Origin of the sequence: Nonomuraea sp. NPDC059194, assembly GCF_042754765.1 — a bacterium.
Classification (GTDB): domain Bacteria; phylum Actinomycetota; class Actinomycetes; order Streptosporangiales; family Streptosporangiaceae; genus Nonomuraea.
Map to the genome: position 1 here is coordinate 214,567 of NZ_JBHZBH010000002.1, position 13,645 is coordinate 228,211.

Here is a 13,645-nt window from a genome sequence, read left to right on the forward strand (position 1 = left end):
CGGCGGCCCCCGTTGATCAACTCACTGCTGCGCCGAGCGTGATGTGCTCGGGGCGGACCGGCACCCGGTTGAGTGCGAGACCCGTCGCGTCGCGGATGGCCGCGACGATCGCGGGTGTGGAGGAGAGCGTGGGTGGCTCTCCCGCCCCGCGCAGCCCGTACGGCGCGCGCGGGTCGGCGTTCTCGAGGATCTCCAGCGGCATCGGCGGCACGTCCTGGATGGTCGGGATGAGGTAGTCGGTGAAGGACGGGTTGCGCACCTTGCCGTCGCGCACCACGATCTCCTCCATCACCGCCAGGCCGAGGCCCTGGGCGCTGCCGCCGTGGATCTGGCCCTCCAGGGAGAGCCTGTTGATGATCCGGCCGACGTCCTGGACGGCGGCCAGCTCGACGACCTTCACCAGGCCGAGCTCGACGTCGACGTCCACCACCGCGCGGTGGACGCACATCGCGAGCTGGGTGTGCGAGTCGCCCTGGCCCGTCACCTTGTCCACGTCGGTGGTCGGTTCGTGGTGGTACTCGCGGGTCTCCTCGATGACGTCGTCGCCGAGGATCTCCTCGATCGTGGCGAGCACGCCGGCGCTCGCGGAGACGACCTTGCCGCCGACCAGCGACAGATCATCGTGTTCCAGCCGCTCGAACAGCCGGTCGCGTACGGCCTCGCAGGCCGTTTTGACCGCGCCGCCCGTCATGTACGTCTGGCGGGAGGCCGAGCTCGACCCGGCGCTGCCCACCTGGTTGTCGGCGGGGTGGATGACGACTCGTTCGATGCCCAGCTCGGTGCGAGCGATCTGGGCCTCGACGGTGACCAGTCCCTGGCCCACCTCCGCCGCCGCGGTGTGCACCAGCGCGGTGGCCACTCCCCCCACGACCTCCAGGCTGACCCTGGCGGTGGAGTAGTCGTCGAATCCCTCGGAGAAGCAGATGTTCTTCAGCCCGACGCCGTAGCCGACGCCGCGCTTGACGCCCTCGCCGTGGGTGGTCTGCGACGCGCCGCCAGGCAGGTTCCTGATGTCGGTGGCGTCGAGGTCGGCGGGCATCGGCAGGGTGCGGGCCTGCTCCAGCATCTCGGCCATCGGCAGCGGCGCCCACAGCACCTGACCCGTGGCCAGCTTGGAGCCCTGGGAGGCGGCGTTGCGCTGCCTGACCGTGACGGGGTCGAGCCCGCACGCGTCGGCCAGCCTGTCCATCATCGACTCGTAGGCGAAGCATGCCTGCACCGCGCCGAATCCACGCATCGCGCCGCACGGCGGGTTGTTGGTGTAGACGCCGTACGCGTCGATCTTGATGTTGGGAATCACGTAGGGCCCGACCCCGAGGGAGGCGGCGTTGCCGACCACATTGAGCGTGGCCGAGGTGTAGGCGCCGCCGTCGAGCAGGATCTCCACGTCCGCGTAGAGGATCGTGCCGTCCTTGGTCGCGCCGTACTCGTAGCGCATCTCCGCGGGATGCCTGTGCACGTGGCCGAAGAACGACTCGTGCCGGTTGTAGACCATCTTGACGGGCCGTCCCGTCCTCATGGCCAGCATCGCGGCGTGGATCTGCATCGACAGGTCCTCGCGGCCGCCGAAGGCGCCTCCGACGCCCGACAACGTCATCCGGATCTTGGACTCGGGCAGTCCGAGGCAGGGTCCGATCTGCTTGAGGTCGTTGTGCATCCACTGGGTGGCGACGTAGAGGTCGACCCCGCCGTCCTCGGCGGGCACCGCCAGGCCTGACTCAGGTCCGAGGAACGCCTGGTCCTGGATGCCGACCTCGAAGGTCCCCGTGACCACGATCTCGGCCTCGGCTTTGGCCGCCTCGACGTCGCCCACCCGCACCGGCTGGTACCTGGCCGGGTTGGGCCGCTGCTGAACCTGCGGATAGGTCGGGTCGAAGGCGGCTCTGCGCGCGTCGATGAGCGGTTCGAGCACCTCCCACTCGATCGCGATCTTCTCCAGCGCCCTGCGCGCGACCTCGGGATGGTCGGCGGCCACCAGCGCGATCGGCTCACCCTCGTGACGGACCTCGCCGATGGCAAGGACCGGCTGGTCCCAGGTGAGGTCGAGCCCGAAGTGCTTGCGTCCGGGCACATCCTCCTGGGTCAGTACGGCGTGCACGCCCGGGTGCGCCAGGGCGGCGGACGTGTCGATGGACACGATGCGGGCGCGGGGATGCGGGCTGCGCAGCGTCGCGCCCCACAGCATCCCGTCGATCCACAGGTCGGAGGTGTAGGCGAACTCCCCCTTGACCTTGAGCGTGCCGTCGGGCCGCAGCGGGCTGTCGCCGACCCCGCCCTGACCGGGCGCGATGATCTCGTGGGGTGCTCTCAGCGGTGTGCTCTGTCGGGAGCCGGTCACGCGTGAACCTCCTTGGCGGCGCTGAATCCCTGTTCTGACGCCAGGCGCAGCAGCCTGCGGTGGGCGTCGGCCCCCGCGCGGCCCGCCACGTCATGCGGCACCGTGCGCAGCTCGTCGTCCTCGACGACCGTCTCTCCGCCGACCAGCAGCCTGGCCAGCGGCGGTTGCTTAGTGCCGAACACGAGCTGGCACACCGGGTCGGTGACGGCCGAGCCGTACGCGCCGTCCACGCGCCACAGGGCGATGTCGGCGAGCTTGCCCGGCTCCAGCGAGCCGAGCTCGTCCTGCCTGCCGAGGTTGCGCGCGCCGCCGAGCGTGGCCATCTCCAGCGCCTGCCTGGCGGTGAGCGCGGTGGGCCCGTAGCGGGCGCGCTGGAACAGCAGCGCCTGGCGCATCTCGCCGGCCATCGTGGTCAGCTCGGAGGAGGCGTTGCCGTCGACGCCGAGGCCCACGTTCGCGCCGCGCGCCAGCATCTCCGACACCCGGGCGATGCCCGCGCCGAGCCGTCCGTTGGAGGAGGGGCAGTGCGCCGAGCCGGTGCCGGTGCGGGCGAACTTGTCGATGTCGCCGTCGCTGAGGTGGACGGTGTGCGCGAACCACACGTCGGGGCCGAGCCAGCCGAGCTTCTCCATGTAGTCGACGGGCCGCATCCCGAGCTGCTTCATGCAGTGCTCGTCCTCGTCGAGGGTCTCGGCCAGGTGGGTGTGCAGGCGCACGCCGGCGGCCCTGGCCAGGGAGGCGGCCTCGGTCATCAGCTCGGCGCTGACGGAGAACGGCGAGCAGGGCGCGACCGCGACCCGCAGCTTCGAGGAGAAGGAGGGGTCGTGGTAGGTGTCGATCGCCTCCTGCGTGGCGGTGAGGATCTCGTCGAGCTTCTCGACCACGACGTCCGGCGGAAGGCCGCCCTGCGACTGGCCTCGGTCCATCGACCCGCGCGTGGGGTGGAACCTGATCCCGATCGAGCGGGCGGCCTCGACCGTGGCGCCGAACAGGTCGCCGCGGCCCTTGGGGAAGACGTAGTGGTGGTCGGAGGAGGTCGTGCAGCCCGACAGGGCGAGCCAGCCGAGACCCGCGGTCGCGGCGCCGTGGACGACCTCGGCGTCCATCGCGGCCCACACCTGGTAGAGCGACACCAGCCACTCGAACAGCGTCGCGTCCTGGGCCAGGCCCTGGGAGGCCCACTGGTAGAGGTGGTGGTGGGTGTTGACCAGGCCGGGCGTGGCCAGGCAGCCGCTGCCGTCGATCCGCTCGTCGCTGCTCTCGGGTGGCACTCCCTGGCCGACCTCGGTGATGACGTCCCCTTCGATCCGGATATATCCGGACTCGATCTCGGGGCCGACGACGGGCGCGATGCGGACGTTCTCGATGATCACCTGACTGCCGCCTTCCTGGCGGCGGCCAGCCGTACGGCATCGAGGATCTTCTCGTAGCCCGTGCACCTGCACAGGTTGCCGGCCAGCGCCTCGCGGATCTCCGCGTCGGACGGCTGGTCGTTGTGCTGGATCAGATCGTGCGCCTGGACGATCAGGCCCGGCGTGCAGAAGCCGCACTGCACGGCGCCGCACTCGACGAAGGCCTCCTGCACGGGGTCGAGCCGGTCGCCGTCGGCCAGCCCCTCCACCGTGCGGACCTCGCGCCCCTCGACCTGGCCCGCCGCGACCAGGCACGAGCAGACCGGCGTGCCGTCGAGGTAGACCGTACATGAGCCGCATTCGCCCTGCTCGCAGGCGTTCTTGGAGCCAGGAAGGCCCACCCGCTCGCGCAGCACGTAGAGCAGGCTCTCGCCCTCCCACACGTCGTCGACGGCCTCGGTGCGGCCGTTGACGGTGAAGTTCACGCGCATCACGCGGCCCTCACTTTCCTGTAGTCGTTCCAGGCCCACGTCAGGGTCCTGCGGGCCATGACCGCGATCGCGTGCCTGCGGTAGTCGGCCGTGCCGCGCACGTCGTCGATCGGCGAGGCCGCCGCAGCGCACAGCTCGCCGAACCGCCTGAGCACGGCGGGGTCGAGGCGCGCGTCCCAGTCGAGCTCGCCGGCCAGGAACTCCTCGGCCTCCAGCGCCCTGCGCGGCGTCGGGGCGGCCGAGCCGATCCCGGTGCCGACCCGGCGCTCCGCCGGGTGCAGCGCCACCGCGAACGAGCACACCGCGATCACCATCGCGTTGCGGGTGCCGACCTTCGAGAAGTACTGCGGGCCCTCGGCGGACTTCATGTGGAAGGCCCTGATCAGCTCGTCGGGGCGCAGCGCGCTGCGCTTGACCCCCAGGTAGAACTCGTGCGCGGGGATCAGCCTGACCCCGCCGTCGCGCGACTCCACTTCGATCACCGCGTCCGCGGCCAGCAGCGGCGGGTGGCTGTCACCGGCGGGCGAGGCCGCGCCGAGGTTGCCGCCGACCGACCCGCGGTTGCGGATCTGTGGCGAGCCGACCGTGCGCGCCGCCTGCGCCAGGCCCGGCAGCGCGCCGGGCAGCTCCTCGATGATCCGCACGTACGGCACGCCCGCGCCGACCCGGTACACGCCGTCGACCAGCTCGATCGTCTGGAGCTCGGCGACCTTGTTCAGGTCGAGCAGCGACACGGGCCGGTGCACGTCGAAGTTGATCTCGACCATTACGTCGGTGCCGCCCTGGATGGGCACCGCCTCCGGCTGGTCGGCCTTGGCCGCCAGCGCCTCCGCCCATGTCGTGGGTCGCAGAAAGTCCATGTCTCACTCCCAGGCGAAGGCCGCGTCGGGCGCGTCCTCGCGCAGCACGCTGCCCTCGATCAGGCCGTAGGGCCGGTCGGCGGCATAGAAGACTTCGTTGTCGTTGTCCAGGCCGCACGGTGTCAGATCCACCAGGAAGTGATGCTTGTTCGGCATCGCGAAGCGGATCTCGCACACCTCCTGCCTGGTCTCCAGCGCCCGCTGCCCCATGGCGTACAGGGTCTGCTGGAGGGACAGGCTGTAGGTCTCGGCGAAGGCGTCGAGGAGGGCCTGTCGCACCTCAGCGTAGGACTTGCCGAAGTCCGCGCCGACCGAAGCGTGCCGCCACTGTGCGGTCACCGCGGTGGCCAGGATCCGGTCGTCGGTCGGCTGCAGGGTGGTGTACTCGTCGACGATGTAGCCGTGGAACTCCGAGTCGGTGGAGTTGAGCACCACCAGGTCCTTCAGGCCGGAGACCACGCTGGTGCGCCCGTCGCGGTCGTGGTGGACGACGCAGGTGCGCACCTCCCTGCCGCTGCGCACGAAGGAGTGGCCGCCGCTGATGCGCTCCCACGCGTACTCCTCGATCTCCACCCTCGCGTGGTGGATGGTCGGCTGGGAGTCGACGAAGTGCCTGGCCAGCAGGATCGCGAAGTCCTCGATCTGGTCCACGCCGTGCTTCTTGGCGAAGGCGTAGGCGGTGTTCTTCTGCGTGTCGGTGGGCAGCACGGCGGCGTTGCTGCCGGTCAGGTGGACCGACTCCATCTCACCCGACAGGGAGCTGCTGACGTTGATGTCCTTGAGATGGTGGACCTCACCGTCGCGGACGACACGGACGAGCCTGGTCTCGGCCTTGCCGTACCGGTTGGGTCCGAGGATGACTGACATCTAGCTCCCTCTGTAGGTGGAGTAGGCGAACGGGCTGAGGAGAAGGGGGACGTGGTAGTGCTCGGCGGGGTCGGCGACGGTGAAGGTGATGACGACCTCCGGGTAGAAGGTGTCCTGGAGGTAGGAGCCGGTGTCGAACACCACGCGGTGCACGCCCGCTCCCGGGTTCCAGCCCTTGATCCGGCCGTCGTCGTCCGTACGGCCCTGCGCCACGACCTGTCCCTGGTGCTCCAGCCGTACCTGGACACCCACGGCGGGTCGTCCTGTGACCGCGTCGAGCACGTGCGTCGAGAAGCTCATATCTTCGCCACCCTCAACTTGGTGATCTTGGCCAGTTCGTCCCGCACGACCTCGCGCTCGATGGCGGGGTCGTTGGCGAGGCGTTCCTTCAGCCGGGCGAGCATCTGCCCGCCCGACAGGCCGGTGGCGCAGATCAGATAGACATGGCCGAACCTCTCCTCGTAGGCGCGGTTGCCCTCCGCCAGTTCCTGGCGCAGGTGCTCCTCGACGCCCGACTGCTCCTGCCTGCTCCAGGCGGACTCGCGGTCGGCGCCCTCGGCCCGCTCCCCGATCCGAGGGTGGGCCGCCAGCGCCTCCTCGACATCCGCCCAGGCCAGGCCGCGCACGGCGGTCTCGGCGGCGGCGGTCAGCGCGGCCAGGTCCGCGTACGGACGCAGCGCCGCCACCTCGCGGGCGAAGGAACGGGAGGCACAGCAGGCCAGCAGTTCCTTCTCCGCGTCGTCGGCGCTGAGTTCGTTGAGGTTCGGCATGTCATGAGTACACACAGCGCAGATGTCCCCGGTCCAGCAGCAAGAACTCCGAAGTGCACGGGGGGTTGGTCAGGTCTTTTCGTGTCATGCTCCAATGCACGTTCTGTTCACCTATCGGTTACTCTCCAGCATGCGGCTCAACGCGTTGCTCGACATGCCTGAGCTGGGCCTGTCTGTCGTGGCCGGCCACGACGAGCTGGAGCGGCCCATCAGGTGGGTCGTCACCACCGACCTGCTCGATCCCGGCCGCTATCTCGGCGGCGGCGAGCTGGTCCTCACCGGGCTGATCTGGCGGCGCGCGCCCGCCGACAGCGAAACGTTCGTCAGGGCGCTGGCCAGGGCGGGCGCCTCGGGGCTCGGCGCCTGCGACGCGCGCAGCGGCGACCTGCCCGCCGACCTGGTCGAGGCCTGCCGCAGGTACCGGATGCCGCTGTTCCACGTGCCGCAGGCGCTGTCGTTCGCCGAGGTCACCGAGCACATCGTGCGCCACCTGTCGACCGCCCGCGCCTCCGACGTGACCGCGGTCCTCGACCGGCACCGCCAGCTCGTCTCGGGGGCGGGGCTCGACCCCGTCCTGGAGATGATCGGGCGGGACCTGGGCATGCGCTGCTGGGTCCTCACCTCCTCGGGGCGGCTGGTGTCGGGGTCGAGCCCGCTGGACCGCGACACGGCCAAGGCCATGGCCAGGACGTTCCTGACCGTGAAGCGGCTGCCGTGCTCGCGCAACGGCTACTCGATCTTCCCGGTGGACGAGCAGACCACCTCCAGGGTGGCCGACTGGTTCGTCGCGGTCGAGGGCTGCTTCACCGACTGGCCGGAGGAACGGCAGGCGCTGGCGGGCGAGCTGGCCGCGGTCGCCGCGCTGGAGCGCATCCGCCTGGACGACCGGCTCAGCCCCGAGGGGCGCATCGCCCAGGAACTGGTCCGCCTGGTGTTCACCGAGGGCAAGCCCAGCGACATCCTGCCCAGGCTGGAGGTCACGGGCCTGTCGGGGGCGCCGGGCTACATCGTGCTCGCCGCCGCGGCGCACGGCGGCCTGCGCCCCGCCGAGCTGCGCGCGGTCGTCAAGGAGATCCTCCACGCCGCGCTCCTGGACGACACGGGCGCGCTCACACCGCTGGCCATCGGGGTCGTCGGGGAGGAGGCGATCGCGCTCGTCCCGTCGGACGATCGCGAGCTGACCGGGCGCGTCCGCGTCGCCGTACACGAGCTGGCCCCTGGACTGGCCGGAGGCAGGCTGACCGTCGGTGTCAGCGGGGTCGCCCAGGTCGAGGGGCTGCGCGGCGCGGTCGAGGAGGCCAGGTACGCCCGCCGGATGGCCGAGGGCAAGCCGGAGCCCGACGCGGTCGTCGGCCAGGATGAGCTGGCGACGCACGTCCTGCTGCTGGCCTCGGTGCCCGACGACGTGCGCCACATGTTCAGGGTGCGGCTGCTCGATCCGCTGCGCTCCTACGATCAGGTGCACAAGGCCGACCTCGTCCGGACGCTGGAGGCCTTCCTGCAGTGCTCGGGCTCGTGGACCAAGTGCTCGGAGCTGCTCCACGTCCACGTCAACACCCTGCGCTACCGCATCCAGCGCATCCAGGACCTGACCGGGAGAGACCTCTCCCGCCTGGAGGACAGGGTGGACTTCTTCCTCGCCCTCCGCCTGCAGTAGGTGATATATGTAAACAAACCTTACAATGGGGGGCGTCCGTGCCGCACCGTCGACTCGCCGCGCTGATGACGGCGTCCACTCTCGCCGCCGCGTGCGCCGCCGACGTGCCGGAGCCGACGGGTCCGCCACTGATCCCGCTGCCCGCCTCCGTGCGGATGACAGAGGGCACGTTCTCCCTCGACCCCGGCGCGCGGATCGGCCTGCGCTCGGCCGGGGCCGCGCCCGTCGCCGAGGAGCTGGCCCGGCTGCTGCGCCGCTCCACCGGCTACCCGCTGCCCGTGGTCCGGCAGGAGGCGGAGATCACCCTGGAGGAGAGCGGCGGGCGCGATCTCGGCCGGGAGGGCTACACCCTGGACGTCACCTCTGACCAGGTACGGCTGGCCGCCGCCACGCCCGAGGGCCTGTTCCGCGGCGTGCAGACGCTGCGCCAGCTCCTTCCTGCCAAGGTCGAGAGCGCCACCCCGCAGCAGGGCCCGTGGACGATCGCGGGCCTGACGATCGAGGACCGGCCGCGCTTCGCCTACCGCGGCGTCATGCTCGACGTCGCCCGCCACTTCTTCACCGTCGAGCAGGTCAAGCGCTACATCGACCTGGCCGTCGGCTACAAGGTCAACCATCTGCACCTGCACCTCACCGACGACCAGGGCTGGCGCATCGAGATCAAGAGCTGGCCCAGGCTGGCCACCGACGGCTTCTACACCCAGGACGACTACCGCGAGATCGTGCGCTACGCCGCCGAACGGTTCGTCACCGTCGTGCCCGAGATCGACACGCCGGGGCACACCAACGCGGCCCTGGCCGCCTACGCCGAGCTGAACTGCGACGGCAGGGCGCGCGAGCCGTACAAGGGCAGGGAGGTGGGCTTCAGCTCGCTGTGCACGGACAAGGAGATCACCTACCGCTTCCTCGACGACGTCGTGCGCGAGGTGGCCGCGCTGACGCCGGGGCCGTACCTGCACCTGGGCGGCGACGAGGCCGACAGCACCGCGCCCGAGGACTACGAGCGGTTCGTCGCCCGCGCCCAGCGGATCGTCGACACGTACGGCAAGCAGCTGATGGGCTGGGCGGAGATCACCTCAGGCGCGGTGGCCCAGCACTGGGACCCGCGCGCGGGCGATCGCGCCGTGGCCGCCGTGGCCAGGGGCGCCAAGCTGGTCATGTCCCCCGCCGACCGCTCCTACCTGGACATGAAGTACACCCGCGACACCGAGTACGGCCTGGACTGGGCCGGGCTCGTCGAGGTGGGTGACAGCTACGCGTGGGACCCCGCCACCCTCGTCGAGGGCGTGCGGGAGGAGGACATCCTGGGCGTGGAGGCCCCGCTGTGGACCGAGACGCTGGACCGGCCCGACGAGCTGGAGTACATGGCCTACCCGCGCCTGCCCGGCATCGCCGAGATCGGCTGGTCCGCCGCCTCCGACCGCTCGTGGGAGGACTACAGGGAACGGCTGGCCGCCCACGGGCCGCGCTGGGAGGCTCAGTCGGTGGCCTTCTACCGCTCACCCGACGTCGCCTGGCGCTGATCACCAGCGGGAATGTCGGCCGGTGCGCCTAGACTTGGCCCCATCATGAGCCCTACCTCTCTCATCGGCGGACACGTGTCCGTCACCGGCGGCCTGGCGACGGGCGGCCTGAAATACATGGCCGAGATCGGCGCCGAGATGGTCCAGGTGTTCGTCACCAACCCGCGTGGCTGGGCGCTGACCGTGGGCAAGCCCGAAGAAGACGCCAAGCTCGTCGAGTCGGGCGTGGTGTCCTTCATCCACACGCCCTACCTGGTCAACTTCGGCTCGCCGAGCCCGGAGACCCTGGCCAACTCGGTCGCCATCACCCGCCACACGCTGCTGCGGGGCGTCGCGACGGGGTCCAGGGGCGTGGTCGTCCACACCGGCTCGGCGGTCAGCCAGTCGCGTGACGACGCGCTGCGCCAGTTGCGCGAGCACCTGCTCCCGCTGCTGGAGGAGATCCCCGACGACGGGCCCGACCTGCTGCTGGAGCCGATGGCGGGCCAGGGCGCGATGCTGTGCGCCACCGTCGAGGACCTGGAGCCCTACCTGGCGGCGCTCGAGTGGCACCCGAAGGCCGGCATCTGCCTCGACACCTGCCACGCCTTCGCCGCCGGCCACGATCTGGCCGCACCCGGCGGGGTCCAGGAGACCTTCGACGCGCTCCACCGGATCGCTCCAGGGCGGCTCAAACTGGTCCACGCCAACGACTCCAAGGACGTGTGCGGGTCGAAGAAGGACCGCCACGAGAACATCGGGGCCGGCCACATCGGCGCCCAGCCGTTCGCCGACCTGATGCGGCACCCGGTGGCGGCGGGCGTGCCGATCTGCATCGAGACGCCCGGCAAGGCCGACAAGCACCGCGAGGACATCGAGCTGCTGAAGAAGCTGCGCGACTCCTGAGACCCGCTGGCGTGCCATCGGAGGCGACGGGAAGGGGCGCCGCTCGCGCGACCCGGCCGCCCCCGTATGGCCGGATCGCGGTCCGGCACGCAGCTACAGCGGGCGCCCCTTCACGTCTTCGACGGGCGGGCCCTACCCCCCGGTAAAGGGCCCGACCACCGTTTCGGTGACCAGAGGTCACCGGAGGATCCGCGCATCAGGCCTGTGTGAGCCTCGCGGCTCGTCCCCCCCGATGCGACGGAGTGGCTCTCCGATGCGGAAACACTACGGATGCGATCTTGAACGTGAAACCCCGTTCAAGAACAGCTCGCTGAACGGTCAGTAGTCATCGACGTACGGAGAGTGTCAAACCGGCGAGCGGCCGTCCTCGGGCGACGAACGGTCGTCGAAGGGGCCCGCGATCTCCTCCGGCAGGTGCATCCTGGCCATCATCCGATCCACCCCCATAGGTACCCGACCTGGTGTGACCAGGGAAAACACCACCATCGCGACGAAGGCGAGCGGCACGGCGAAGGGTGCGGGAAACGCGGACAGCAGCCCCAGATTCACGCCCATCACGTCGTGGACGACCGGGGCCGCGGTGAGCCCGCCGCCCACCGCGAACCCCGCGCCCGCGCCCACGGCGCTCAGCCGCCGCCACCAGAGGCCGAGCAGCAACAGCGGGCAGAGCGTCGCCGCCGACAGGCTGAACCCGAGCAGGACGCCCAGCACGGAGCTGCCGGGCGTGGTGAGCGAGGTCAGCGACAGCGTCGTCACCGCCACGGCTGCCGTGACGAGGCGGAAGGCGCCCACGCCCGCGCGTGTCACGCACGACGACACCGCGCCGCCCACGGCGGCCAGCACGCCGCAGGAGGTGGCCAGGAAGGCCGCGAAGGCCCCCGCCGCCAGCAGCCCGGTCAGCACGTCGCCCGCCGGGCCCGGCAGCATCGAGCCGGGCAGCAGCAGCACGACCTCCTCGTCATGGGCGTGGGGCACGTGGACGCGGCCCAGGATGCCGTACAGCGGCGGCACCAGGAAGAACAGGCCGAGCAGCACCTGGGCGGCCACGACGGCGCGCCGCGCGGCGCGCCCGTCGCGGTTGGTGTAGACGCGGGTGATGATGTGCGGCAGCCCCATGGTGCCCAGGGCGCAGGCCAGCAGCACGGTCAGCACGCCCGGCAGCGAGGGGTCGCCGGAACCGGCCAGCAGGTCACCGTACGGCGCGACGAACCCCGCCGTCTCCAGCGGCCCCGTCACCGCCCCGCACCGCCACGTACACCACAGCACCAGCGCCACCCCGGTGAACACGATCAGCTTGAGCCAGTACTGCACCGCCTGCACGCTCGTCACGCTGCCCATCCCGCCGGCGAGCGTGACGACGACGGAGACGAGCGTCACCGCCAGCCAGCCCGCCCACGGCGGCATCCCGGTCAGCAGGTGCAGCACCACCCCCGCCGAGTGGAGCTGGGCGACCAGGTAGAGCAGCCCGATCGCCAGCACGTCGAAGGCGACGACGTTGCGCAGCGCCACCGAGCCGAGCCGCCACTGCGCGAAGTCGGACAGCGTGTAGGTGCCCGAGCGGCGCAACGGCGCCACCACGAGGGCGAGGATCACGACGTAGCCCGCCGCCGCGCCCACCGGGAACCACAGCGCGGGCGCGCCGTGCGTGACGATCAAGCCCGCCAGGCTCAGGCAGGCCACCGCCGAGGTGAACTCCGAGCTGATCGCCGCGCCGTTCCACCACGGCCGCACCGCCCGCGCCGCGACGTAGAACTCCGACACCGTCACGTAGCGCCGGGGCCGGACCACGCCGACCATCACCGAGATGATGACCACGAACGCGATGCCGGCCGCCGATGCGGCGACGGTGCCGTTCACCGCTCGCGTTCCACGCGTTCCGCCCGTCTGAGCTGGAGTACGGCCAGCACCACCCAGAGTGGCTGGACGGCGAGCGTCACCACCAGCCAGTCGCCTTCGGCGGTCAGCAAGGGCAGGGCGACCAGCACGGCGACCACCGCCGCCACCGTGACCAGCGCGCTGCCGGCCTGCCTGCGCATGAGCGCCCTGACCTCCGCGTCGCTGCCCGGCCCGTCGAGCCCGAGCGGCACCGGGGCCCGCCGGACCGCGGCGGGCCTCCTCGGCACGACCACCCGCCGGGCGTTCATGTGAGCGTCTTGAACTGTCGCACCAGTTGCTCCCTGACCTGTCTGGTGTGGCGGCGGCTGACGGGCAGCGTCTCCCTGCCCACCGTCAGCAGCACCCTGCCGCCCTCGAAGCGCAGCTCGCTGACGTGGCGGGCCGACACCAGCGTGCTGCGGTGCACCCTGATGAAGCCCGCGCTCGCCCAGCGGCGCTCCAGCGCGGCCAGCGACATCCGCACCAGGTAGCCGCCGTCGGAGGTGTGCAGGCGGACGTAGTCGCCCTTGGCCTCGGCGTACCAGACCGCCTGCTGCGGCACGAACCTGGTGACCCCGCCGAGCTCGACCGGGATGACGTCGTCGGCGCCGGGCTCGGAGGAGGGGGCGGCGGCCTCGAGCCTGCGCACGGCCTCGGCCAGCCGCTCGGCACGCACCGGCTTGAGGAGGTAGTCGACCGCCTCCAGCTCGAAGGCCTGCACCGCGCAGTCGTCATGGGCGGTGACGAACACCAGCCTGGGCGGGCGGGGGAACCCGCCGACCAGCCGCGCCAGGTCGAGCCCGTCGAGCCCCGGCATGCGGATGTCGAGGAAGACGCCGTCGAGCCGCTCGCCCGCCCCGATCAGCTGCACCATGTCCTGCAGCGCCGTGACCCCGTCCGAGGCGGTCGCGACGTGCTCGACCCTGGTGTCCTGACGAAGCAGGTAGGCCAGCTCCTCCAAGGCGGGCACCTCGTCGTCGACGGCCAGCACACGTAGCATGCGTTCCAAACTGCCTCAAGAACGCAC

General features: G+C 71.1%; 13 protein-coding genes. 3 read left to right on the top strand and 10 right to left on the bottom strand.

Annotation, left to right across the window (positions count from 1 at the left end):
• Positions 1 to 16: 16 nt before the first annotated feature.
• Genes ACFXJ8_RS03705 through uraD form a run of 7 tightly spaced genes read right to left on the bottom strand, consistent with a single transcriptional unit; the run spans position 17 to position 6,678 of the window.
• The gene (locus ACFXJ8_RS03705; protein ID WP_379642241.1) at positions 17 to 2,338 is read right to left on the bottom strand and encodes a xanthine dehydrogenase family protein molybdopterin-binding subunit; all 2,322 of its coding nucleotides are present in this window, start codon (positions 2,336 to 2,338) and stop codon (positions 17 to 19) included.
• Positions 2,335 to 3,705 (bottom strand): 8-oxoguanine deaminase, encoded by a 1,371-nt coding sequence (locus tag ACFXJ8_RS03710; RefSeq protein WP_379642555.1) that lies wholly within the window; start codon positions 3,703 to 3,705, stop codon positions 2,335 to 2,337. Before ACFXJ8_RS03710 ends, ACFXJ8_RS03705 begins: the two co-directional genes overlap by 4 nt.
• A gap of 2 nt (positions 3,706 to 3,707) precedes the next feature.
• Positions 3,708 to 4,181, bottom strand: coding sequence for a (2Fe-2S)-binding protein (locus ACFXJ8_RS03715; protein WP_379642556.1), 474 nt, complete (start codon positions 4,179 to 4,181; stop codon positions 3,708 to 3,710).
• On the bottom strand, positions 4,181 to 5,041 hold the full coding sequence (locus tag ACFXJ8_RS03720; protein ID WP_379642242.1) for an FAD binding domain-containing protein: 861 nt from the start codon (positions 5,039 to 5,041) through the stop codon (positions 4,181 to 4,183). The genes ACFXJ8_RS03715 and ACFXJ8_RS03720 overlap by 1 nt, the downstream gene beginning before the upstream one ends.
• Positions 5,042 to 5,044: 3 nt before the next feature.
• Positions 5,045 to 5,908, bottom strand: coding sequence for a factor-independent urate hydroxylase (pucL, locus tag ACFXJ8_RS03725; protein WP_379642243.1), 864 nt, complete (start codon positions 5,906 to 5,908; stop codon positions 5,045 to 5,047).
• Positions 5,909 to 6,208 carry a hydroxyisourate hydrolase gene (gene uraH, locus ACFXJ8_RS03730; RefSeq protein ID WP_379642244.1) on the bottom strand — a complete coding sequence of 100 codons (300 nt, stop codon included), beginning with the start codon at positions 6,206 to 6,208 and terminating at the stop codon, positions 5,909 to 5,911.
• Positions 6,205 to 6,678 (bottom strand): 2-oxo-4-hydroxy-4-carboxy-5-ureidoimidazoline decarboxylase, encoded by a 474-nt coding sequence (uraD, locus tag ACFXJ8_RS03735; RefSeq protein WP_379642245.1) that lies wholly within the window; start codon positions 6,676 to 6,678, stop codon positions 6,205 to 6,207. The genes uraH and uraD overlap by 4 nt, the downstream gene beginning before the upstream one ends.
• A gap of 94 nt (positions 6,679 to 6,772) precedes the next feature.
• Between uraD and ACFXJ8_RS03740 the strand changes: the two genes are divergently transcribed.
• From ACFXJ8_RS03740 to ACFXJ8_RS03750, 3 genes are read left to right on the top strand one after another with little or no spacing between them, the layout of a single operon-like run.
• Positions 6,773 to 8,335, top strand: coding sequence for a PucR family transcriptional regulator (locus tag ACFXJ8_RS03740; RefSeq protein ID WP_379642246.1), 1,563 nt, complete (start codon positions 6,773 to 6,775; stop codon positions 8,333 to 8,335).
• Between the two features lie 38 nt (positions 8,336 to 8,373).
• Positions 8,374 to 9,858, top strand: coding sequence for a beta-N-acetylhexosaminidase (locus tag ACFXJ8_RS03745; RefSeq protein WP_379642247.1), 1,485 nt, complete (start codon positions 8,374 to 8,376; stop codon positions 9,856 to 9,858).
• 45 nt (positions 9,859 to 9,903) lie between these two features.
• Positions 9,904 to 10,743 (top strand): deoxyribonuclease IV, encoded by an 840-nt coding sequence (locus ACFXJ8_RS03750; protein ID WP_379642248.1) that lies wholly within the window; start codon positions 9,904 to 9,906, stop codon positions 10,741 to 10,743.
• Between the two features lie 345 nt (positions 10,744 to 11,088).
• Here the strand turns inward: ACFXJ8_RS03750 and ACFXJ8_RS03755 are convergent, their stop codons facing one another.
• From ACFXJ8_RS03755 to ACFXJ8_RS03765, 3 genes are read right to left on the bottom strand one after another with little or no spacing between them, the layout of a single operon-like run.
• Positions 11,089 to 12,600 (bottom strand): cation acetate symporter, encoded by a 1,512-nt coding sequence (locus ACFXJ8_RS03755; protein WP_379642249.1) that lies wholly within the window; start codon positions 12,598 to 12,600, stop codon positions 11,089 to 11,091.
• On the bottom strand, positions 12,597 to 12,887 hold the full coding sequence (locus ACFXJ8_RS03760) for a hypothetical protein (protein ID WP_379642250.1): 291 nt from the start codon (positions 12,885 to 12,887) through the stop codon (positions 12,597 to 12,599). The genes ACFXJ8_RS03755 and ACFXJ8_RS03760 overlap by 4 nt, the downstream gene beginning before the upstream one ends.
• Entirely contained in the window at positions 12,884 to 13,618 is a 735-nt protein-coding gene (locus ACFXJ8_RS03765; protein WP_379642251.1) for a LytR/AlgR family response regulator transcription factor, read from the bottom strand. The genes ACFXJ8_RS03760 and ACFXJ8_RS03765 overlap by 4 nt, the downstream gene beginning before the upstream one ends.
• Positions 13,619 to 13,645 lie beyond the last annotated feature (27 nt).